Genomic DNA, 20,073 nt, shown 5'->3' on the forward strand with positions numbered 1-20,073 from the left:
GGGGCTCAGCTCAGGGATGCAGTCGGAGCGGCACGGTCGATGCGCTGCTTGCGAAGTTTGAGAAGGGTGGTGATCAGCATCAGCCCGCAGCCAACGGCAATCGAGCTGGTGACCCAGGAATAGGAGACATTCGGAATGCCGTTAAAGGTACGGGAACGGCTGGCCCATGCCAGCTGGATGCCGTACCAGACGCCATAGGCCAGAAAGGCCGAGATGATCAGCAGGTTGATGGTATCGAGGATACGCCGCGCCCTTTCCGACATCATTTCGGTAAACAGATCCAGCGACATCAGCGTATTGGTGCGCCAGGCAATGTCGGCGCACAGGAAAACGGCCCAGGCGATGAAGCAGGTTGCCAGGTCGATCGTCCAGTTGAGGGGATGGTGCAGCATGCGCGCCACCCCGCCCAACAGCACCATGATGATCATGGCGACCAGACATAAACCGGCGAGAACCACTTCCAGCCGCAGGAGGGAACGATAGATTGCTTGCATGGTAAGGCCCTCGCCGGTTTGGATTATTCGCCGCGCAGTTCTTTGTAGAGAGCGTCGCGAACCTCTACGAGGCCGAGCGCCTCATAGGCTTCGATGCTCTTGGCGCGGAAGGCTTCGATATCGACATTGTCGGTGACGATCAGACCGGCTTCCACCAGCGCGGCCTTTTCGGTTTCGGCCTGGCCCTCGAGCACGGCGGTCACTTCCTGGCCGGCAACGCGGCACTCTTCGACCAGCGCCGTCTGGTAATCGGCCGGAAGCGACTGGAACCAGGAGGCGGACACCACCTCGAAATTCATCAGGAGGATGTGGCCGGTCTCGGAGACGTGGCTGAGCACTTCCTGAAGATTGTTGGGGCGGATATTGGCATAGGTGACTTCGGCGCCGTCCACGGCGCGCTGCTGCAGGCCCGGATAGATCTCACCAAAAGCCATGGCCGTCGGGGCGGCGCCCAGGGCACGGGTGGCTTCCTGCCAGATCGGCGCGGGCGGAGTGCGGATGCGCAGGCCCGAAAGCTCTTCCGGATTGGTGATCGGCTGGTTGGTAAAGACGTGGCGCAGGCCTTGGGAGAAGTCGAAACATACGACCTGCAGGCCATGATCATTCGCCAATTCGTCGATCCAGCCCTGGACCGATGGCAGTTCGGCAAGCTGGAAGGCTTCGTCGAACGATTCCACCAGATAAGGACCGTTCAGCACCGCGATCTCGGGCACGTAATTGCCCAGGCGAGCCGCGTCGGTATTGAGGCCGAAGCTGGCGCCCATGCGGAGCTGCTCGATGATGTCTTCCTCGACGCCCAGCTGGCCCGAATGGAACACCTCGATCTTGAGGCCGCCATTGGTGCGTTCCGCCACCCGCTCGGCCCAGTTCTCGAACGCCTCGTGATAGGCCTCGGTCGGGGTATGGACGTGGTTGAAGCGCAGCACGAATTCCTGCGCCGTCGTTGGAGCGGCTGCAAGCAGTGCAAGCCCGGTTGCGCCCAGAAGGGCGGCGATACGCTTGTTGAGCGCCATTGGTAACTCCCAAAAGTTTGGACCACGCGAAGGCAGCCGCAGAACAGATATTTGAAGGATTTCGTCCTCCTCCTTCACCGCAGAATCCCGCTTCGGCCGCTTGGAGACGGCCTTGTTTTGCGAGTCCCATGGATCAGGCTCGGGTGATCTTGCATAGTTGCATATCAGATGCAAGATATCAGGTATGAGCAGGACGCATTGCGGCCTGTAATCGCCTTCCGGGGAAATTCCTGGTGCAAGTGCTTGATATATAGGATATTTTATGGGACAGCGCTCCATACACGCATATACTTGGGCCCCGATGTGGACCACCGAATATGGGGAACATGCGGTAAATCGTGCCGCCGCTCTGGGCTATCACCACGTGGTCGTGCCAATCCGGAATCACGAAAATATCGATGCCAAGGCTATAGCCGGGATCTTCGCCGCAGCCGCGATCAAGCCGGTGACGACATCGCCGCTCCAGCCGGAAAACGACATATCGAGCACTGACCGGACGATCTGGCAGCGCGGTGTCGACCGGCACAAGGCGGCGCTCGATCTGGCGGCGGAAATAGGCGCCGACCGCATGGGCGGTATTCTTTACTCAGCCTTCGGCAAGGCCTCGCGGGTCGCCGGCGAAGATAATTTCAAGGCCGCCGCCGAGGGCTTGGCGCTGGTTGCGGAAAAGGCGCGCGGAATGGGGATGATCCTCTCGCTCGAAGTGGTCAACCGTTATGAGACCAACCTCATCAACACCGCCGCCGACGCGGTGCGCCTCATCGAGACCATTGGCGCCGACAATGTGAAGGTTCACCTCGACACGTTCCACATGAACATCGAAGAAGATGACATGATGGCGGCGCTGGAACTGGCGCTGCCCCATCTGGCCTATTTCGAAATCGACCAGAACCATCGGGGCCTGCTGAGCCGGGGCACGATCGACTTTTCGCCCTTCCTCGAGCGCCTGAAACAGGCTCAATATACCGGCCTCATCGGCGTCGAGGCATTCTCGTCCGCCATTTCACACCCCGACATCACCGCCGGTGTGGGCGCCTGGCGCAACATGTTCGACAATGGCGACGACGTCGCCCGTGAAGGCGTCGAACTCATGGCCCGACACGGCTTCTGATCTGTCGGCGCAGCACCAGCCCGGCGGCGCACCGAGAGCCGCCGGCAGGGCGCCGGTCACGTCTATGGCGCTCAGTCTTTCTGGCACTCTCGCCTGCCAAGACCGGGACACGAAAAACCGCCCGGACGCGGCGATATGGAACGCGTCCCTGCCGACTCCGTTGATCAAGGCACCTATGATGGAGAGGGCCATGAACAAGGAGAAAGCAGCCTCGCGGCTGTCCGAGAGCGACCTTGCCGCCGAGCGCATGGGCCGCAACAGCCTGCAAGGCGATGACCAGACGAACGTTCCCAATCAGCGCCAAGCGGTGCCGGACGAAAACCAGGAAACCGACGGCGTGATTGAAAGCTTCGAAAAGCTCGATAAGGACAAGCGAGCCCGTGATGACCTTGGAAAGGGCAATCGCTCCGGCAAAGCGGCCGACAAAGGCCAACCTTGAACAGCCGGACAGGCATCGGCCATAAATTGAGAGAGGCGCCATGGGCGTAGTCACTGGCGGGTGCCTGTGCGGTCGCGTTAGAATATCGGCCTCAGGTCCTCCCAACCGAGTTGGCATTTGTCACTGCCTTGATTGCCGCAAACATCACGGGGCGCTTTTCCACGCCTCGGCGATATTCCCTGAAGATGCGGTGACGATAGAGGGCGAGACACGGGACTATGCCGGACGATATTTCTGCCCCCTTTGCGGCTCGTCAATATTTTCCCGCACCGGCGGCGAAATCGAAGTGAACCTGGGCTCCTTGGACGCACCCAACCGGTTTGTACCGACATACGAGCTTTGGACGATCCGCCGCGAAACATGGTTGCCGGCGTTTCCGCTCACTCATAGTTTTCAGCGTGATCGTGAGACCAATAGCAGCTAACGCCATTTCCGAACTGGCGCTATGCGCTGAGCGTACCCCTCGCCATCATTGTGGCCTTGCCGATTCCCGCCAATTGCCGGAATATTCATCTCCTAAGGTTTTGAAGGAGAACAAAAATGCGAATGCTCACCGCAGCTTCCGTGGCGCTCCTGGCGTTGCCCTCGATATCCCTGGCCGGCGAGGAGGTCGTTATGATCGACGGCACCCAGCGCCAAATTCCCACCACGATTACCCTGCCTGACGGCGATGGTCCCTTCCCCTTCGTCGTGATGTTTCATGGCACCGGCTCGGATCGTCACGAAGCCGGCGGCGGCTATGACCTCTTGGCCCCTAAACTTGCCGAGGCAGGAATCGCCAGTGCTCGCTTCGACTTTGCCGGCAATGGCGACAGCCCGGTCGACTATGTCGAGTACACGCCATCCAGCGGTCTTCAGGACGGGCAAGACGTCATCGCCTACATGCAGGGCCTGGACCAGGTTGCGGATGATCGTCTGGGCCTTCTGGGCTGGAGCCAGGGCGGCATGATCGCCATGATGGCCGCTATCCATACGCCCGACGAGGTCAAAAGTCTCGTAACCTGGGCCGGCGTCGTCGATATGTCGGACTATATGGCCGACAAATATGATGAGGCCAAAGCCAATGGTTTTACTGTCATGGAATTCGATTGGCGCGAACCCCTCAACCTGTCAGTCGACTGGTTCGATGAAGTCCGAGCGCTAGACCTCGCCACCGACCTGGCCGGCTATGATGGGGCGGTGCTCGCCATCGCTGGTTCCAATGACGACGTGGTATTGCCGGAAGTGACCGACACCATCTTGCAGGCTGCCGGTAGCGATGACGAGGCCAAAGAGATCATCGAAGGCGCCGATCATACCTTCAACATTTTCTCGGGAGACATGACTGCGTTCGACGAATTGATGCAGTTGACAGTCGACCGCTTCGCCACAACGCTCTGACTCAGCGCTCTGGCGGCGGACCTCCGCCAGAGCCATTTCGCTGGCGATAGCTTATCGAATTGAGGCTGGGACTATTAAAGCCGAGGCAATCTTTTTCGCGCGGGGCTGATGGCCATTTAGGCCGGCTGCTTCAAACCAAATCCTCCAACTTGCCTCCTCCTAGATGAGCAAGGAATTGCCGCCGCTCTGCGCTGCTGAAACTTCTTGCTCCTCCGCCAGTCTCCCGTCAATCTCAGGGCCATGGACTGGAGAGGAATGGCATGGAACAGACCGTATTATGGCAAAAGGCCGAAGGGGCGGTCATTTTCATTGCGGGCGTCACGCTTTTCAGCCTCGTTAGCGCCGAGCTTTCATGGTGGTTAGCAGTTCTCGCCTTTTTCGCCCCTGACCTGAGCTTCGCAAGTTATCTGTTGGGCCCAAAGATTGGCGCCGCCATCTACAATTTGGTTCATATCTATGCCTTCGGCACGGTGTTCATCGTACTCGGCACTGCGTTATCCGCTCCTGTCTTGGCCGCTCTGGGGGCGCTTTGGCTCGCTCACTCCGGACTCGATCGCCTGCTGGGATACGGGCTGAAATCTCCACAAGGATTTAGCTTCACCCACCTTGGCAGGATAGGCAAACAATCTCGCGAATGACTGCCAAGAAGACCAGTTCCCCGCGTACGGAATCACCGCCCGCTAGGGATGGGTCTCCATACGCCCCGTTTTGGCCAAGGCTGGCTGAATCGAAATCGGTGCTGATTTTATTGAGGATTTTGGTAGCGGAGCCCAGATTTGAACTGGGGACACACGGATTATGATTCCGTTGCTCTAACCAACTGAGCTACTCCGCCCCAAGGGACGCCAGCCGGGGCCGGTGCGGGCCTTACTAAGGTTTGCCGGCTTGGCCTGTCAAGCGTTGCCATGCATTGGTTGTAACTTTTCTATTTTTCCCATCATGTCACGGATCTGGGCGAGGTCCGCCTCGAACTTTTCGCGCTCGCGCCTTTTGCTTTCGGCGTCGGGGATGCGCAAGAGGTACGATGGGTGGTTCGTCACGAAAAGCATAGTTCCATCAGACATTTGCATGGGATGACCGCGTAGCTTGGAGATGGTGATGCCGGCTTTGCCGAGCAGGCTTCGGGCGGCGGTCGCCCCCAGGGCGACGACGACTTTGGGCTTGATGAAACCGATTTCGAGATCGAGCCAGAATTTGCAGGCCTGTATCTCGCCGCCATCCGGGCGCTGGTGGATGCGGCGCTTGCCGCGGGGCGTGAATTTGAAGTGCTTGACCGCATTGGTCACATAGACCCGCCGGCGGTCAATCCCGATTTTTTTGATAGCATCATCAAGCACTTGACCCGCCGGGCCGACAAAGGGCCGGCCCTGAAGATCCTCCTGGTCGCCGGGTTGTTCGCCGACGAAAACGATTGCGGCATCGTCGGGGCCTTCACCGAAGACGGCCTGGGTCGCCTGCTGGTAAAGCGGGCAGCGGCGGCAATCGTGCACCGCGACGCCGGCATCGGCAAGCGATTGAATATCCTCGTCTTTTCGCGGCTCATGGGTCACGGTCATTTTCCTGCTCCATCGCCTCGGCGTTGCGGATCAGGAAGGCAATGCATTCAGCTTCGCAGGGGTTGCGCCCCGCCCCTTGGTGCTAACAGATTGTTAGCTTTATCCGTCACGTTACGATGCATTTCAGGCACCGTTGACGGCAATTGTCATCTTCGTTCGATAATCGGCACCAATGCGTTGCGATTGGGCCTGCTAGGCAAGCCGCGCCCGGCCCCATACATTCACTCTCGAAACTAGGCGCAGCCGCGCCGCACAAGGAGATTGACATGAGTCTTGAATTTGGCGGCATCCATCACCTCACCGCAGTCACGGCCGATGCGCCGCGGAACCTGAAATTCTACACCCAGACGCTCGGCATGCGCCTGATCAAGAAAACGGTGAACCAGGACGACACCTCGGTCTATCACCTGTTTTACGGCGACGGCGTCGCCTCACCCGGCGCCGACCTGACCTTTTTCGATTTCAACACGCTGCGCGAGCGTCGGGGCAATCACAGCGTCGGCCGCACCGGTCTGCGGGTGGATAGCGAGGACACGCTGAAATGGTGGAAGGAGCATCTGGAAGCCAACGAGGTTTCTACCAGCGGCATCAAGGAGCGTTTCGGGCATCTCTCGCTCGATTTCGAGGATTTCGAAGGCCAGCGCTTCCGCCTGGTGGTCGATGGCAACAACAAGGTCGTGCCCTGGGCAAAGTCGCCGGTGCCGGCCGACAAGCAGATCATCGGCCTGGGCCCCATCACCCTGTCGGTGCCCAAGCTGGAGCCGACCGATGCCGTGCTGACCCGGGTGATGAACATGCGGCAGGTGCGCCATTATCCGGCGCGCGAGCGCCATGGCGAAATGTTCGTCTATGAAATGGGTCCCGGCGGCCCGGCGGCCGAATTGCATGTCAGCGTCGATCCGAGCCTGCCGCGAGTGCGGCCCGGCGCCGGCGGCGTGCATCACGTCGCCTTCCGCACCCCGGACCAGGACAGCCTGCGCCAGTGGATCGAGCGGGTGAACAGTTTCGGCATCCGTTCCTCGGGCGAAGTCGAGCGCTTCTATTTCACCTCGCTCTATTTCCGCGAGCCCAATGGCATCCTGTTCGAGATTGCCACCGATGTGCCCGGCTTTGCCACCGACGAACCGCTGGAGAGCCTGGGCGAGACCCTGGCACTGCCGCCTTTCCTCGAGACGCAGCGGGCCGCGATCGAGGCCGGATTGAAGCCGCTGGCTTAAAATTCCAGGTTCGGCAGAGGCGGCCCCCACCCATTGTCAAAGGGAGGGGGCTTCCTCGTTCCGCCGAACCCGGACCTTCTATGGCGCCGGCGCTGCCGGGAAATGCTGCGCTTTATCGGGCGGTGTCGGCGGCGTTGGGATCGTCCAGCCGGCCGCCGCCGCCGCCCATGCCGCCTCCTCCCATGCCGCCGCCCATTCCCCCGCCGCCTCCACCGCCGCCGCCGCCCTGGCCGCCGCCTTCGCCTTTGCCGCGTCCGCCACCGGAGGCGGCTGGCCGTTTCGGTCCTTGCAGGGGAATGGCGAGGTCGGCGGGAATGGGATCGAGATCCAGGGCCTTGCGGATGAAATCGCGCAGCGACACAACCAGCGCGCCGGTGGGCACCGGACGCCCCTCGACCAGTTCGCGCGCCGCCTTTTCGGCCAGCCGCACATGGTCTTCGGTGCCCAGCAGGATGATGTCGGCAAGCGCCGCCTCGACATCGTCGCGGATGCGCCGCTGCCGGTCCGAACCGGTGATGATCTCGGCCATGGCCTCGCCCTCGGCGGTTTCGGCCGGGCGCATCTCGCCGCGCTTATGCGCCGGGCTGACGGTCAGCGTGCCGGTGAACGAGCCGCCCAGAACCTTATAGGCAGCGATCAGCGTCTTCAGCCGCTCGTTAATCTGCCGGTTCGCCCGCTGCTGGCGCTGCTGGATCGTGGTCATCATGATGAGACGGATGCCGACGCCCACCAGCGCGAACAAGGCCAGGCCGAGCAAGGTGGTGAGCACGCTGGCCCAGGAACTGAAATCGAAAGAGCGCAGCTTCGCCTCCTATCGTTGCGACAAGAGTGGCATGGGTTCGGGAGCGAGGAAAGCACCGCCAGCCATTGCCGATCGGGGAGAGGACGATTTCGCCCGATCGGCAGCGGCAATGGCGCCAGCATTGGCTCCATTGCCGTTTCCGTGAACGGCTGAATCGCTGAGGGGGCCGGCTATGGCGCGCAGGTCTCCCCGGCTTCGCAGCTCTGCGTAACCCTATCCGGCTTGAGCATCGCCGCCAGGTTCACCAGGCGGATGAATTCGGCGCGATAGCCGCCGTCATCGGCGCCGCGGCCCGCCCGGGCCAGCGCCGCGATCTCGTCCCACTCCATGGCCGCGCCATAAAGACTGCCGCGCAGCTTCTGGCCGAAAGCGGCCACAGCGGCGGCGAATTGCGCATCCATGCCGGCATCGGCAATGTCGCCATAGGCCAGATCGGCCGTCACCGGCACCTCGATGAGCTGGCTGACTGCGTTGCCGGGCAGCTTGTAGCGCATCTTGAGGAAGGCGATTTCCGCGCTATCGGCGGCGGCGGCCGCATCGTCGTCGGGACCATAGCGGAGCGGGTCCACCGATCCGGCGCCATGGGGCGTGATCTCATAAAGCGCGGTGACCGTGGTGCCGGCCCCGACCTCGCCCGCATCGACCGCGTCATTGTTGAAATCCTCGCGGTTGAGGGCGCGGCTTTCATAGCCGATCAGGCGATATTCAGCGATCCGGGCGGGATTGAACTCGACCTGCACCTTCACATCCTCGGCGATGGTATGGAGCGTGCCGCCGATTTCCTCGACCAGCACTTTCTTCGCCTCGGCAAAGTTCGATATATAGCTGGCATTGCCGTTGCCGTTCTGGGCCAGGGCCTGCATGGCGGCATCGTCGAGATTGCCCCGGCCGAAGCCGAGCACCGACAGGCCGATGCCGCTCTGGCGCTTGCCGGCGATGAATTGCGTCAGCTTTTCCGGATCGCTGATCCCGACATTGAAATCGCCATCGGTGGCAAGGATCACCCGATTGGTGCCGCCGGCGATCATCGCCTCTTCGGCCAGCCGATAGGCCAGCTCGATGCCCTCGGCGCCGGCCGTGCCGCCGCCGGCGGCAAGCTGGTCGAGCGCTGCCAGGATCACCGCCTTGTTGTCGGCGCTGGTCGGCGGCAGGGCGATGCCGGCCGAACCCGCATAAGTGACGATAGACACATTGTCATTGGCCGAAAGCTGGTCGAGCAGCAAGCCGAAGGCGCGCTTGAGCAGCGGCAGCCGGTCGGGCGCGTCCATCGAGCCGGAGGTGTCGATCAGGAAGACCAGATTGCTCCTGGTATCGGCCAGCACCGGCTCGAAACCCTTGATGCCGATCTGGAGGATTTGCGTCCGCGCATTCCAGGGCGTGGGGAAGACCTTCACATCGGGCTGGAACGGCAGGGCGGCACTGGGCGCGGCCGGATAATCATAAGGGAAATAATTGATCAATTCCTCGACCCGCACCGCATCGGGATCGGGCACATAACCGTCCTCCAGCATGCGGCGGACATAGGCATAGCTGGCAGTGTCGACATCGAGCGAAAAGGTCGAGACCGGCTCCTCGGCGGCCAGCTTGAGGCGCTGTTCGTCAAAGCCCGCGAAGCTGTCGCCGCTCGGCGCATAGGACAGCGATGGCAATGAGCGGTCGCTCGCAATGGTGCGCATGGTGGTGGTGACGCCGCCGGCGGGCGCCGCCGGCCGGGCGCCGTCCACGGCGCTTTCCGCCATGGCCGGCGCGGGCGCGACATCGACAGGAGCCGGCGCGGCCTGATCGGCGACCGGCGGCGGCGCGGGGCTAGGATGCTCCCATTGGGGCGGCAGCGCCGTCGAGCTATAGAGCTGCCAGCCAAGCGGCAGCACCAGCAGGGCGATGGCGGCGGTGCCGATGGGAATGCGCATGTCCATGATCGAAATCCTTCTCCAGGAATTGATGATGGAGATGAGACGCTGCCCAGGCGAAATTCCTTTGGCCGGGGCGGCGGCTGTCCTTGCCGCCTCGGCCCGGCCCGCCTCGAAGGCGAGACGGGCGGCGGCGAGCGCCCGGGCGCGCGCTGCGCTGCCGGGCGCGGGCGGCGGCGCGGAATTCAGCTTTTCAAACGGATCGTTCCGGCGGCTCATAGCAGCCCCCTCAATGTCTTGCGCGCCTGGTGCACGTGGAAGGAGACGGTCGCTTCCCTGATCCCCATGATCCCGGCGGCTTCGGCGTGGCTCAGTTCTTCGGCATAGACCAGCAATACCGCGTCGCGCTGTTTTTCCGGCAGCGACCGCACCGCCTCCCAGAGCTGGCGATTGGCGATGACCGCTTCCTGTTCGGCCTGCTGTTCGGTGGGCGAGATTTCGGCATAGGCATCCACGTTCCGCCCACGCCGCGCCCCCGCCCGCTGCCAGTCGCGCACCGCATTAAGGGTGATGCGATAGATCCAGGAGGAAAAGGCGCTGCGCCCGTCGAAGCGGGCAATGGCCCGCCCGATCTTGACGCAGACCTCCTGGGCGATGTCCTCGGCATCGTCGCGATGGCCGCACCAGCGCCAGGCCGTGCGATAGATGGCATCGTAATGGCTTTCGATCAGCGCGGCGAAAGCCTCGGCGTCGCCCTGACGGGCGCGCGCGACCAGCGCCTGCGTCGGCGCGGCCGGGTCCGGCGGGGGTGCGGCGGTCAGTCCCAACATCTGTGCATGCACGTATCGCCTCTCCGGGCTATTCTGGCATTAAGACGACACGACCGCGCCTGTCCTTGGGCCGGTGCCAGCAATTTTTTTATTTTCGGAAAACTCTACCATGACGGACGAAAAAAAGACCGGGCCCTTCGGCCTCAATCCCATCCGCATCATGATCCTCGCCATGGGCGCGCTGGTCCTGATGATCTCGCTCTCGATCATCATGGGCGGCCCCGGCTCCTATCAGGCGCTCAAGGAGGCCTCCAACGCCGCCAAGGAGCCGACGGCGGAGCAATTGCAGGGGGAGTGAAGGCGCCAGGCGCCGGCAGACCTCATCCTGAGCCTGTCGACGGACGAGGCCGGTAACGCCGTGGCCGCGACCTGAGGCCGACAAAAAAAGCTAAGCCACCAAAGCCTGCGGCACCGCTTCGGCGATGAAGCCGCCGCCCAGCACTTCGCTGGCGGTGCCGTCATCGGCGTAGAACACGCAGGCCTGGCCGGGCGAGACGCCGTATTCGCCGGAAACCAGCGTCACATAGACTTCCCCGTCCCGCATCTGGATCACGCCCGGCTGCGGGCCGCGGGTGGAGCGCACCTTGACCTCGACCGGCGCGCCATTGCCGGCGCTGGCCTCGGCCAAAGGCAGCGCGCCCAGCCAATTGACGTCGCGCAGGCGCACAATATGGGTCTTGAGCGCCTCGCGCGGGCCGACAATGACGCGGCCGCTGCGATGATCGAGCTTGACCACGTAAAGCGGCTCGCTCGCGGCGATGCCCAGGCCCTTGCGCTGGCCGATCGTGTAATGGACGATCCCTTCGTGCTCACCCAGCACCCGGCCATCCAGATGCACGATCTCGCCCCGGCTCAGGGCCTCGGGATGCATGCGGGCGATGATGTCGGCATATTTGCCCTGCGGCACGAAGCAGATGTCCTGGCTGTCATGCTTGTCGGCGATTTCGAGGCCCAGTTCGCGCGCCAGGTCGCGCACCTCCGGCTTGCTCATCCCGCCCAGCGGAAAGCGCAGGAAATCGAGCTGCTCCCGTGTGGTGGCGAAGAGGAAATAGGACTGGTCGCGCTCGTGGTCGACCGGGCGGAAGAGCTGGCGCCGGCCATCCTCGCCGAGCCTGGTCTGCACATAATGGCCGGTCGCCAGCACATCGGCGCCCAGTTCCCGCGCCACGGTCATGAGGTCGACGAATTTCACCGACTGGTTGCAGGCAATGCAGGGCACCGGCGTCTCGCCCTGCTGATAGGCATTGGCGAAAGGCTCGATCACCGCATTCTTGAAGCGCTCTTCATAATCGAGCACGTAATGGGGAATGCCCAGCTTCGCCGCGACGCGGCGGGCATCGTGGATATCCTGCCCGGCGCAGCAGGCGCCCTTGCGATGAATGGCCTCGCCATGATCGTAAAGTTGCAGGGTGACGCCGACAACCTCATAGCCCTGGCGGGCGAGCAATCCGGCAACGACTGAGGAATCCACGCCCCCGGACATGGCGACGACGACGCGCGTGTCCTCCGGGCGCTTGGCGATATCAAGCGAGTTCAGCATCTTTCTCGTATCCGGTTGGGTTCAAGGGCCAGCGGAAACAGTGAGCCCGGCTTTTACGCCGCGCCGGCCAATCTGTCCATTCGACCCGGCAGCTTTTGCCGCCATGGGGCAGCCTTTGCACCGGCAGGTCCGAGCCATTTTCAGTTAAGTCTTTGAAATAAGGCAGAGTTTTTCTCTATCGCAATCTGGCAAGGCTCTTGCATTGCTTCTGCTGGATCAGTCTGTTTTCAAGGGCGCCCATCGTGGCATCACATTTGACCATTATCAGCGCCATGCCCGGCGGCGTAAACAGCCGGAACTTTGGCGCCCGGAACGAGGATGGCGGCGGCACGACCAGCCCCTTCGCCGCTCTTATCGCTGGCGAGCCGAATGCCGCCGCAGCCGGCAGGACCGCCAATGGCGCGCCGGCGGGCGGGAAGCGGCAAGATGCCGAGAGCGCCGAAATCCTTGCCGCTGCGCTGGACCTCAAGGGCGCGGATATTGCACCTGCCGACCCCGCGCCCCTCGTCGATTTCATCGAGGCGCTGACAGCGCTCAAGGCCGGTCTCGATCGCGGCGCGCCGCTCGATCCCGAATTGCTTGGCCGGGTGGAAGACGCCCTTGAAGCCCTGGCCGCCATGCTGGGCCTGACGCTCGACGAACTGGCCGGAACCGACGATCTCGCCGCTGCGCTCGATCAGGCCGAGGCGGAGCCCACCGGCTTCGCGGCGACGCTCGATCTTTTGTCGGCATTCCTGGTCCAGATGCAGGCCGAAGACGCAATCCCCTCCGCGATCGCCGCGCGGCTCAAAGGGCTGGATGACAAGCTCTCCGCCTTGCTGGCCGCGCTCGAAGCCGGCGCGGTGAGCGAGGAGAAACTGGCGGCCCTCGGCATGAAGCGGGGCGCCCCGGAACTCGAAGCGGCCCTGGCCCGCTTTGCCGCCGCCCTCGCCGAAGAGCTGCCGGAAGAGCCGGCGCTGGCCGCCCCGAGCCTTAGGACCAGCGAGCCGGTGCTGGGCGGCAAGTCCGCCGACGCGCCTCCGCAAGCCGGCGATGCGGTCAAGCTGGACGACACGGGTAATTCAGGCGATGAGCGCTCGTCCGAGCGGCGGAACGAGCCGCCGCGACCGGAGGCCCGCGCCGCCAACGCGCCCAATGGCTCGGCCCCGAGCGACCCGGCCGCCGCCGCTGCCGCGGCCCCGGTCCAGCAGGACCCGGCGGCGCTCCGCGCCGATGCCGGCCCGCGCCTGATCCAGGCCGGCTATCAAACCAGCCAGCAGCAGCTCAACCTGCCGCAACTCGCTTTCGAACTGGCCCGGCAGGTGCAGGACGGCAATACCCGCTTCCAGATCCGCCTCGATCCACCCGAATTGGGCAAGATCGACGTGCGGCTCGATATCGACAAGACCGGGCAGGTGCATGCGCGCCTGACGGTGGAAAAATCCGAGACGCTGGACCTGATGCAGCGCGACCAGCGCGTCCTGGAGCGTGCCCTGCAACAGGCCGGGCTCGATAGCAGCAAGACCAATCTGGAATTCTCGCTGAAGCAGAATCCCTTTGCCGGCCAGGACGGACAGGATCGCCCCGGCGACCGCCAGCCCTTCGGCGGCGGCGGCGGCGAGCCCGGTCAGGGCGAGGCCCAGGAAGCGATGCCCAGCGTCCATCTCTACCGTGGCAGCCTTCAGGCCAGCGGCGTCAACATTATCGCGTAAGGAACAGGTATCATGTCGATTTCAGGTGTTTCCGGTACGTCCAGCGCCAATAATGCGTCCCGCGCGACGATCGCGCAGAATTTCGATACCTTTCTCAGCATCCTCACCACGCAATTGCGCAACCAGAATCCGCTCGAACCGCTCGACACCAACCAGTTCACCCAGCAATTGGTGCAGTTCACCGGCGTCGAGCAGCAATTGAAGACCAATGACTTCCTCGAAGCATTGCTGCTCAACACCCAGAGCACGGCCCGCTCCGACGCGGTTTCCTATATCGGCAAGGAAATCTCGGCCTCCGGCGAGACGGCCGAACTCAGGGATGGCGGGGCCTATTGGACCTATAACGCCGCCGCCAATGTCGCCAATGCGACCGTCACCATCAAGAATGCCGCCGGCAGCGTGGTCTATACCGAGCAAGGCTCGCTCGAGGCCGGCCATGGCGCCTTCCTCTGGGACGGCATGGGCAGCGATGGCAGCAAGCGGCCGGACGGCATCTATACGATCGAGATCAAGGGCACCAACCTGTCGGGCAATACGGTGGCAGTCGCCACCAGTTCGGTGGGCATCGTCACGGCCGTGGACTTCTCCGGCCCCGAGCCCATGCTGACCGTGGGCCAGAACAAGATCGCCCTCAAGGACGTCACCAATGTCCGCCTGGTGGCCGAGACCACTACGCCGCCGCCGGCCGGTCCTGGCGATGGCGAAGACGACGAAGCGGACGATCCGGCGGCCTGACGCCCCCGGCGGCGCGGCGCCGGGCCTGGCCATCGCCGATGGAAAAATCTATGCGCCCGGCTCCTGCGCCTCCCTCCCCCTTGAGGGGAGGGATTGAGAATGGGGGTGTCGGAGCCAGGGCGAGGCTGCCGGACGTGTAGAAACCGCAGCACCCCCTCCCCTTCCCTCCCCTCAAGGGGGAGGGAGCTAAGAGCCTGACGCCCCGAGACAACTTGGCTCGAAGTGCCCAATGTAAACACTCCACCCTCAAGGGGGAGGGGACGCAATGGCGGGCAACCCGGTTTCAATTGCTTGAAACGCCTGACTTTTCTTAACCTGTTGTAAGTTTCCCCTTAGGGGTATTTTAAGGCCGCTCCCCTACTCTGCCTGGATATGGTCAGGTTTGAGTAGAGAGTAAAATGACCGTACAGATGCGTCCGCGCGTAAAGTACGTTATCGGCCCGGATGGTAGTCCGCTTACGATAGCGGATCTTCCGCCAGCCAATACCAGACGGTGGGTTATCCGCCGCAAGGCCGAGGTCGTTGCCGCCGTGCGCGGTGGCCTTCTCAGCCTCGAAGAAGCCTGCGAGCGTTATACGCTCAGCGTCGATGAATTCCTCAACTGGCAGGCCGCCATCGACAAACATGGCCTTGCCGGATTGAGAACCACCTGGATTCAGCATTACCGCGAAGGGTGATCGGCAATTGCCGGCGCCCCGAATGCCGGGCTGAAGACATCGGCAAACACGATTCCAAACCCGCCGGAGCGATCCGGCGGGTTTTACTTGCCGGCGATTATTGCGCGATGGTGGCGATGCGCGCCAAGACGTCATCCAATATATCGGGCGGCACTGCATCGCGATCCCGATCCTGACGGGCATTGCGCTGTACCATGTCGACGACGCGGATGGCGTCGCATTGGATCACGCCAGTCGTGGCCGTGCCGGCTCCCTGTAGATTGACGGCAAAACCCCGCATCCTTGATGCCTTGCCGATCGTGGTAATGGGGGCGACCAGCGCCATGCCGCTGCGATTGAAGGCTCGGGGCGAAATGACCAGAACGGGGTGCCGCCCCTGCGGCTCGCGTCCGGCCGCCGGCGACAGGTCGATATACCAGATCTCGCCCCGCTCCATGGCTAGAGGATTTCCCGTCCGACCGGTGGCGCATCGAGCCAGTCACGCGTCTCATCCGGATGAGACGCGTCCAACTCGCATTGGCCCATCAGGTCCTCGAGCCTATAGCGTGGCGTCTTGGCGACTGGCTGCAAAATCAGCCGATCTCCCTCGATGGACACCGCTAATTCCTGTCCTTCGCGCAGCAGCAGCGAATGACGCGCCGCCGCGGGTACGGTGACGATCAGCGAACCGCCTGCCTTTTTCAGCCTGGTCTTAGTGAGATAACCCGGATGCGCTGTCATGATCGGCCTCCAATGTTTGACAAATGTATAACATCAAGGTTCCGCTGCTGCAATGTCCAACCGTCAAATTTCCTTAACGCCGGCCGGCAATTTCTGCCTGAATTTGCAAATCGGAACAGCCGGTTAATAACTTGTTTACCATCCACTAGGTAATTTTTGCCCATCGGTCTTGGGGGCTCCATGACCGCATTGAGTCGCCTGAATGCTCCAGCGGAACGCGCCAGCGCTTTTCCCGCCGGAGCATGATGGACGGAACCCAGAGTGTGGCGTGGAAAGTCTGACCAACCTCATCGACCGGATCGGCATGCCACGCCTGGCGGCCATGGCCATCGTCGCCGTGCTGATGCTGGGTTTCTTCGGCTTCCTGATCCTGCGGGCGCAAGCGCCACAAATGGCCCCGCTCTATTCGGGGCTGAGTCTGGAAGATTCCTCGGCGATCCTCACCGAACTGCAGACGCTCAATATTCCCTATGAATTGCGCGGCGAAGGCGACACGATCCTTGTTCCCCGCGACCAGATCACCACCACCCGCATGAGCCTGGCCGGCCAGGGCCTGCCGACGCGCGGCCAGGTCGGTTATGAGATTTTCGACCAGCAATCGACCCTGGGCGCCACCAGCTTCGTGCAGAACATCAACAATGTCCGGGCGCTGGAAGGCGAATTGGCCCGCACCATTGCCTCGCTCACCCGCATCAAGGGCGCGCGCGTGCATCTGGTGCTTCCCGAGCGCGAATTGTTCCGCCGCGAACGCAAGGACCCTTCCGCCTCCATCGTGCTCTCGGTGCGCGGCGCGCTGTCGGGGGGAGAAATCCGCGCCATCCAGCATATGGTCGCCTCGGCCATCGAGGGCCTGACCCCAACCCGCGTTTCCATCGTCGATGACCAGGGCAATCTTCTCGCTTCCGGTACCGGCGACGACGAAAACGGGCTGATCTCCAGCCAGAGCGACGAACGCCGCCTGGGCATCGAGAACCGCCTGCGCACCCGTATCGAGGATATGCTGGCCAATGTGGTCGGCGCCGGCCGCGCCCGCGTCGAGGTCGCCGCCGAACTCGACCTCAACCGCTCCACCACCACCCAGGAAATTTTCGACCCCGAAAGCCAGGTGGTGCGCTCCACCCAGACGAGGGAGACCGAGAACCTGTCCGGCGCCAATAGCGGGCAGGTGACCGTCGCCAACGAATTGCCCGGCGCCAGCAATGACGCCGCCGCCCAGGGCCTCACCGAACAGGGCGTCTCGGCCGAGGAAATCGTCAATTACGAGATTTCCCGGACCACCCAGACCGCCGTGACCGAAGCCGGCTCGATCAAGCGCCTCTCTGTCGCCGTGGTGATCGACGGCACCTATGCCGACGATGGCGCCGGCAATATCACCTATATGCCGCGCAGCGCCGACGAGATCGCCCAATTGCTCACCCTGGTGCGGTCCGCCGCCGGCTATTCAGCCGAACGCGGCGATGCGATCGAGGTGGTCAATATGCAATTCGCCGAGCGGCCCGATCTGCTGGCGCCCGGCACCGACCAGACCGGCGGCCTGCTCGATTTCACCCGTGACGACCTGATGAACGGCGCCGAAATGGCGGTGACGCTGCTGATCGCCCTGGCCCTGGTCTTCTTCGTCATGCGCCCGCTGCTGCGCAAGGTCCTGACCCCCGAGACCGCGCCGCTGGCCCTGCCGGTCGCCGCCGAACTGGGCCAGCACGGCACGCTGCTGGCCGATGGCGTCGTCGCGCCCGAGGAGGAACCGGAAACCGACATGCCCCGCGACAAGACGCCCGCCTGGGTCTCCAATGCCAAATCCATGGGCGAAACCCAGTTGCAGACCCTCAAGACGGTCGGCACGCTGGTCGAGGAAAACCCCAAACAGGCCGCGCTCATCGTGCGCGACTGGCTTGGTAGCGCGGCGTAATATCCATGGCCCTGGTTTCCCAATCCGATCTGTCAGACGAAAACGCCAAGTCCTCCAAGACGCAATTGCAGGTGGGCGGCGAGCAGCGCCTGCTCAAGGGCGACGAGAAGGCGGCGGCCCTGCTGCTGGCGCTCGGCCCCGATTACGGCAAGCCGATTTTCGAGGAGCTCGACGAACTCGAAATCCGCCAGCTCTCGCGCGCCATGGCGCGACTGGGCCCCATCACCCAGGAAATGCTCGACGAACTCATGATCGATTTCGTCACCACCATTTCCTCCAATGGCTCGCTCTCGGGCAATACCGATTCCACCGAGCGGCTGCTGCTCTCCTTCCTGCCGCAGGATCGGGTGGACGCCATCATGGAGGAAATCCGCGGTCCCGCGGGCCGCAATATGTGGGAAAAGCTCTCCAATGTGCAGGCGGACGTGCTGGCCGCCTATCTCAAGAACGAATATCCCCAGACCATCGCCGTGGTGCTGTCCAAGATCGCCTCCGAACATGCCTCCAAAGTGCTGACCGTGCTGCCCGAGGAACTGGCCATGGACGTGGTGCAGCGCATGTTGGGGCTCGATCCGGTGCAGAAGGAAATCCTCGAAAAGATCGAGATGACCCTGCGCACCGAATTCATGTCGACGCTCAACCACACCAAGCGCCGCGACAGCCACGAGCAGATGGCGGAAATCTTCAACGCCTTCGACCGCCAGACCGAAGCGCGCTTCATCACCAATCTGGAAGAGATCAACCGCGACGACGCCGAGCGCATCAAGCAATTGATGTTCACCTTCGAGGACCTGGCGCGGCTGGAAATGGCCTCGATCCAGACGCTGCTCACCAGGCTCGACAAGCGCGAACTGGCCCTGGCGCTCAAGGGGGCCAATGACAGCGTCAAGGAGAGCTTCTTCAAGAACATGTCCGGCCGCGCCGCCAAGCTGTTGCAGGACGACATGAACGATATGGGCCCGGTGCGCCTGAAGGATGTCGACGAGGCCCAGACCCGCATGGTCGGCATCGCCAAGGACCTCGCCGCCAAGGGCGACATCGTCATCCTCAAGACCAAGTCCGACGATCAGATGATTGTGTAGCGCCATGTCCCAGCTCGCCCGCTTCACCTTCGATCTCGATCTGGAATCCCGGCCCGTCCATGGCGAGGCCGCCAACGATCCGCCGCCGCCGCCCATGCCCTCGCTGCCCGAGAATGTCGTGGCCCAGCTCATCGCGTCGGCGCGCGAGGAAGCCTATGCCGAAGGGCTGGCGGCCGGCGAGAGGAACGCCGCCAATATGGCAGCGCAGACCATTGCCGCCGCCGCCGGCGCCCTGGCGACCCAGACCGCGCCCCTGGCCGCTGCGCTCGACCGGGCCATTGCCGAGCATCGCCGGGAAGCCGTCGACCTGGCGCTGAGCATTGCCCGCAAGCTCGCCCTGCATCTTGTCGCCCGCTATCCGCAGCTCGAACTGGAAGCCTTGATCGCCGAATGCCTGGCCAGCCTGGGCGGGGTGCCGCATCTGGTCATCCGCTGCCATCCCGACCTGGCCGATGCCATTCGCGACAAGGCCAGCGCCCATATGGCCCAATCGGGGTTTTCCGGACGCCTCGTGGTCATGGGCGAGCCCGATATCAGGCTGGGCGACGGGCGCCTGGAATGGGTCGATGGCGGGGTGGTGCGCGACATTGCCGAGACCGCCGGCGAAATCGACCGGCAGATCGCATCCTATCTGGCGGCCCGTGGCCGCGCCGACCATGAGGAGTATGGGGCATGACCGATCCCGAAGACGACGTCACCGCCACCGAAGGCCTGCCGCTGGACGCCATGGAACCGAACGAGCATGGCCCGGGCGGCGAGCAGCATTCGGAGCGCAGCGCCGCCGACCTCGAAGCGGTGTTCGACGTTCCCGTGCGGGTTTCCGTGGTGCTCGGCCGCACCAAGATGCCGGTCTCCAACCTGCTCAAGCTCGATACCGGCACGGTGATCGAACTGGACCGGCAGGTCGGCGAGGCCGTCGAAATTTTCATCAATGATCGCTTGGTCGCCCGTGGCGAAATCGTGCTGGTCGAAGACCGGCTCGGCGTCACCATGACCGAAATCATCAAGCCCCAATAAGGAAGCAGAC

23 protein-coding genes and 1 tRNA gene are annotated in these 20,073 nt (G+C 63.1%); 14 read left to right on the plus strand and 10 right to left on the minus strand.

What is annotated here, in order from left to right; all coding sequences use genetic code 11:
- Window positions 1-5: 5 nt before the first annotated feature.
- Window positions 6-494 (minus strand): TRAP transporter small permease, encoded by a 489-nt coding sequence (locus tag O9Z70_RS12320; protein ID WP_286019746.1) that lies wholly within the window; start codon window positions 492-494, stop codon window positions 6-8.
- 23 nt (window positions 495-517) lie between these two features.
- Window positions 518-1,507, minus strand: a complete 990-nt coding sequence (locus tag O9Z70_RS12325) for a C4-dicarboxylate TRAP transporter substrate-binding protein (protein ID WP_286019747.1) — start codon at window positions 1,505-1,507, stop codon at window positions 518-520.
- Window positions 1,508-1,769: 262 nt separating this feature from the next.
- On the opposite strand from O9Z70_RS12325, the gene O9Z70_RS12330 reads away from it, so the two are divergent.
- The 5 genes from O9Z70_RS12330 to O9Z70_RS12350 all read left to right on the plus strand — a co-directional run bounded on the left by O9Z70_RS12330 (window position 1,770) and on the right by O9Z70_RS12350 (window position 5,075).
- Window positions 1,770-2,618 carry a sugar phosphate isomerase/epimerase family protein gene (locus O9Z70_RS12330; protein WP_286019748.1) on the plus strand — a complete coding sequence of 283 codons (849 nt, stop codon included), beginning with the start codon at window positions 1,770-1,772 and terminating at the stop codon, window positions 2,616-2,618.
- 190 nt (window positions 2,619-2,808) lie between these two features.
- Window positions 2,809-3,057 carry a hypothetical protein gene (locus O9Z70_RS12335; protein ID WP_286019749.1) on the plus strand — a complete coding sequence of 83 codons (249 nt, stop codon included), beginning with the start codon at window positions 2,809-2,811 and terminating at the stop codon, window positions 3,055-3,057.
- A 40-nt stretch (window positions 3,058-3,097) separates the two neighbouring features.
- Window positions 3,098-3,481: a GFA family protein gene (locus tag O9Z70_RS12340; RefSeq protein WP_286019750.1), complete on the plus strand. Its 384-nt coding sequence runs from the start codon at window positions 3,098-3,100 to the stop codon at window positions 3,479-3,481.
- Between the two features lie 116 nt (window positions 3,482-3,597).
- A complete protein-coding gene (locus tag O9Z70_RS12345; protein ID WP_286019751.1) occupies window positions 3,598-4,437 on the plus strand; it encodes an alpha/beta hydrolase family protein in 840 nt (279 codons plus the stop codon).
- 260 nt (window positions 4,438-4,697) lie between these two features.
- Window positions 4,698-5,075 carry a DUF4260 domain-containing protein gene (locus tag O9Z70_RS12350; RefSeq protein ID WP_286019752.1) on the plus strand — a complete coding sequence of 126 codons (378 nt, stop codon included), beginning with the start codon at window positions 4,698-4,700 and terminating at the stop codon, window positions 5,073-5,075.
- Between the two features lie 120 nt (window positions 5,076-5,195).
- Here the strand turns inward: O9Z70_RS12350 and O9Z70_RS12355 are convergent.
- Together O9Z70_RS12355 and O9Z70_RS12360 are read right to left on the minus strand one after the other, a co-directional pair.
- Window positions 5,196-5,272: transfer RNA gene (locus tag O9Z70_RS12355), tRNA-Met, on the minus strand.
- A gap of 58 nt (window positions 5,273-5,330) precedes the next feature.
- Complete coding sequence (locus tag O9Z70_RS12360; RefSeq protein WP_286019753.1) at window positions 5,331-5,993, minus strand: UdgX family uracil-DNA binding protein; 663 nt, start codon at window positions 5,991-5,993, stop codon at window positions 5,331-5,333.
- Between the two features lie 266 nt (window positions 5,994-6,259).
- On the opposite strand from O9Z70_RS12360, the gene O9Z70_RS12365 reads away from it, so the two are divergent.
- Window positions 6,260-7,210: a ring-cleaving dioxygenase gene (locus tag O9Z70_RS12365; protein ID WP_286019754.1), complete on the plus strand. Its 951-nt coding sequence runs from the start codon at window positions 6,260-6,262 to the stop codon at window positions 7,208-7,210.
- A gap of 112 nt (window positions 7,211-7,322) precedes the next feature.
- Here the strand turns inward: O9Z70_RS12365 and O9Z70_RS12370 are convergent, their stop codons facing one another.
- The 3 genes from O9Z70_RS12370 to O9Z70_RS12380 all read right to left on the minus strand — a co-directional run bounded on the left by O9Z70_RS12370 (window position 7,323) and on the right by O9Z70_RS12380 (window position 10,692).
- A complete protein-coding gene (locus O9Z70_RS12370; RefSeq protein WP_286019755.1) occupies window positions 7,323-7,979 on the minus strand; it encodes a hypothetical protein in 657 nt (218 codons plus the stop codon).
- 203 nt (window positions 7,980-8,182) lie between these two features.
- Complete coding sequence (locus O9Z70_RS12375; protein ID WP_286019756.1) at window positions 8,183-10,141, minus strand: YfbK domain-containing protein; 1,959 nt, start codon at window positions 10,139-10,141, stop codon at window positions 8,183-8,185.
- A complete protein-coding gene (locus O9Z70_RS12380) occupies window positions 10,138-10,692 on the minus strand; it encodes an RNA polymerase sigma factor (protein ID WP_286022009.1) in 555 nt (184 codons plus the stop codon). The genes O9Z70_RS12375 and O9Z70_RS12380 overlap by 4 nt, the downstream gene beginning before the upstream one ends.
- Window positions 10,693-10,801: 109 nt before the next feature.
- Here O9Z70_RS12380 and O9Z70_RS12385 point away from each other — a divergent pair, with 109 nt between their 5' ends.
- On the plus strand, window positions 10,802-10,990 hold the full coding sequence (locus tag O9Z70_RS12385) for a hypothetical protein (RefSeq protein WP_286019757.1): 189 nt from the start codon (window positions 10,802-10,804) through the stop codon (window positions 10,988-10,990).
- A gap of 90 nt (window positions 10,991-11,080) precedes the next feature.
- Here the strand turns inward: O9Z70_RS12385 and mnmA are convergent, their stop codons facing one another.
- Entirely contained in the window at window positions 11,081-12,232 is a 1,152-nt protein-coding gene (gene mnmA, locus O9Z70_RS12390; RefSeq protein ID WP_286019758.1) for a tRNA 2-thiouridine(34) synthase MnmA, read from the minus strand.
- 242 nt (window positions 12,233-12,474) lie between these two features.
- On the opposite strand from mnmA, the gene O9Z70_RS12395 reads away from it, so the two are divergent.
- From O9Z70_RS12395 to sciP, 3 genes are all read left to right on the plus strand, one after another.
- Window positions 12,475-13,923, plus strand: a complete 1,449-nt coding sequence (locus tag O9Z70_RS12395) for a flagellar hook-length control protein FliK (RefSeq protein WP_286019759.1) — start codon at window positions 12,475-12,477, stop codon at window positions 13,921-13,923.
- Window positions 13,924-13,935: 12 nt separating this feature from the next.
- Complete coding sequence (locus tag O9Z70_RS12400) at window positions 13,936-14,658, plus strand: flagellar hook assembly protein FlgD (protein WP_286019760.1); 723 nt, start codon at window positions 13,936-13,938, stop codon at window positions 14,656-14,658.
- Window positions 14,659-15,056: 398 nt separating this feature from the next.
- Window positions 15,057-15,335: a CtrA inhibitor SciP gene (gene sciP, locus O9Z70_RS12405; RefSeq protein WP_035085775.1), complete on the plus strand. Its 279-nt coding sequence runs from the start codon at window positions 15,057-15,059 to the stop codon at window positions 15,333-15,335.
- Window positions 15,336-15,432: 97 nt separating this feature from the next.
- Here the strand turns inward: sciP and O9Z70_RS12410 are convergent, their stop codons facing one another.
- Window positions 15,433-15,771 (minus strand): type II toxin-antitoxin system PemK/MazF family toxin, encoded by a 339-nt coding sequence (locus tag O9Z70_RS12410; RefSeq protein ID WP_286019761.1) that lies wholly within the window; start codon window positions 15,769-15,771, stop codon window positions 15,433-15,435.
- 2 nt (window positions 15,772-15,773) lie between these two features.
- Entirely contained in the window at window positions 15,774-16,055 is a 282-nt protein-coding gene (locus O9Z70_RS12415) for an AbrB/MazE/SpoVT family DNA-binding domain-containing protein (protein WP_286019762.1), read from the minus strand.
- 268 nt (window positions 16,056-16,323) lie between these two features.
- On the opposite strand from O9Z70_RS12415, the gene fliF reads away from it, so the two are divergent.
- From fliF to fliN, 4 genes are read left to right on the plus strand one after another with little or no spacing between them, the layout of a single operon-like run.
- Window positions 16,324-17,964, plus strand: a complete 1,641-nt coding sequence (gene fliF, locus O9Z70_RS12420) for a flagellar basal-body MS-ring/collar protein FliF (protein ID WP_286019763.1) — start codon at window positions 16,324-16,326, stop codon at window positions 17,962-17,964.
- A 5-nt stretch (window positions 17,965-17,969) separates the two neighbouring features.
- Window positions 17,970-19,046, plus strand: a complete 1,077-nt coding sequence (gene fliG, locus O9Z70_RS12425) for a flagellar motor switch protein FliG (RefSeq protein WP_286019764.1) — start codon at window positions 17,970-17,972, stop codon at window positions 19,044-19,046.
- Between the two features lie 4 nt (window positions 19,047-19,050).
- Window positions 19,051-19,722 carry a FliH/SctL family protein gene (locus O9Z70_RS12430; protein ID WP_286019765.1) on the plus strand — a complete coding sequence of 224 codons (672 nt, stop codon included), beginning with the start codon at window positions 19,051-19,053 and terminating at the stop codon, window positions 19,720-19,722.
- A gap of 50 nt (window positions 19,723-19,772) precedes the next feature.
- Window positions 19,773-20,063, plus strand: coding sequence for a flagellar motor switch protein FliN (fliN, locus tag O9Z70_RS12435; protein ID WP_286022010.1), 291 nt, complete (start codon window positions 19,773-19,775; stop codon window positions 20,061-20,063).
- Window positions 20,064-20,073 lie beyond the last annotated feature (10 nt).

Origin of the sequence: Devosia sp. YIM 151766, assembly GCF_030285925.1 — a bacterium.
Classification (GTDB): Bacteria; Pseudomonadota; Alphaproteobacteria; order Rhizobiales; family Devosiaceae; genus Devosia.

Coding starts and splice junctions, on each gene's coding strand:
- O9Z70_RS12320 (WP_286019746.1), bottom strand. CDS start 494: ATGCAAGCAATCTATCGTTCCCTCCTGCGGCTGGAAGTGGTTCTCGCC.
- O9Z70_RS12325 (WP_286019747.1), bottom strand. CDS start 1,507: ATGGCGCTCAACAAGCGTATCGCCGCCCTTCTGGGCGCAACCGGGCTT.
- O9Z70_RS12330 (WP_286019748.1), top strand. CDS start 1,770: ATGGGACAGCGCTCCATACACGCATATACTTGGGCCCCGATGTGGACC.
- O9Z70_RS12335 (WP_286019749.1), top strand. CDS start 2,809: ATGAACAAGGAGAAAGCAGCCTCGCGGCTGTCCGAGAGCGACCTTGCC.
- O9Z70_RS12340 (WP_286019750.1), top strand. CDS start 3,098: ATGGGCGTAGTCACTGGCGGGTGCCTGTGCGGTCGCGTTAGAATATCG.
- O9Z70_RS12345 (WP_286019751.1), top strand. CDS start 3,598: ATGCGAATGCTCACCGCAGCTTCCGTGGCGCTCCTGGCGTTGCCCTCG.
- O9Z70_RS12350 (WP_286019752.1), top strand. CDS start 4,698: ATGGAACAGACCGTATTATGGCAAAAGGCCGAAGGGGCGGTCATTTTC.
- O9Z70_RS12360 (WP_286019753.1), bottom strand. CDS start 5,993: ATGACCGTGACCCATGAGCCGCGAAAAGACGAGGATATTCAATCGCTT.
- O9Z70_RS12365 (WP_286019754.1), top strand. CDS start 6,260: ATGAGTCTTGAATTTGGCGGCATCCATCACCTCACCGCAGTCACGGCC.
- O9Z70_RS12375 (WP_286019756.1), bottom strand. CDS start 10,141: ATGAGCCGCCGGAACGATCCGTTTGAAAAGCTGAATTCCGCGCCGCCG.
- O9Z70_RS12380 (WP_286022009.1), bottom strand. CDS start 10,692: ATGTTGGGACTGACCGCCGCACCCCCGCCGGACCCGGCCGCGCCGACG.
- O9Z70_RS12385 (WP_286019757.1), top strand. CDS start 10,802: ATGACGGACGAAAAAAAGACCGGGCCCTTCGGCCTCAATCCCATCCGC.
- mnmA (WP_286019758.1), bottom strand. CDS start 12,232: ATGCTGAACTCGCTTGATATCGCCAAGCGCCCGGAGGACACGCGCGTC.
- O9Z70_RS12400 (WP_286019760.1), top strand. CDS start 13,936: ATGTCGATTTCAGGTGTTTCCGGTACGTCCAGCGCCAATAATGCGTCC.
- sciP (WP_035085775.1), top strand. CDS start 15,057: ATGACCGTACAGATGCGTCCGCGCGTAAAGTACGTTATCGGCCCGGAT.
- O9Z70_RS12410 (WP_286019761.1), bottom strand. CDS start 15,771: ATGGAGCGGGGCGAGATCTGGTATATCGACCTGTCGCCGGCGGCCGGA.
- O9Z70_RS12415 (WP_286019762.1), bottom strand. CDS start 16,055: ATGACAGCGCATCCGGGTTATCTCACTAAGACCAGGCTGAAAAAGGCA.
- fliG (WP_286019764.1), top strand. CDS start 17,970: ATGGCCCTGGTTTCCCAATCCGATCTGTCAGACGAAAACGCCAAGTCC.
- O9Z70_RS12430 (WP_286019765.1), top strand. CDS start 19,051: ATGTCCCAGCTCGCCCGCTTCACCTTCGATCTCGATCTGGAATCCCGG.
- fliN (WP_286022010.1), top strand. CDS start 19,773: ATGGAACCGAACGAGCATGGCCCGGGCGGCGAGCAGCATTCGGAGCGC.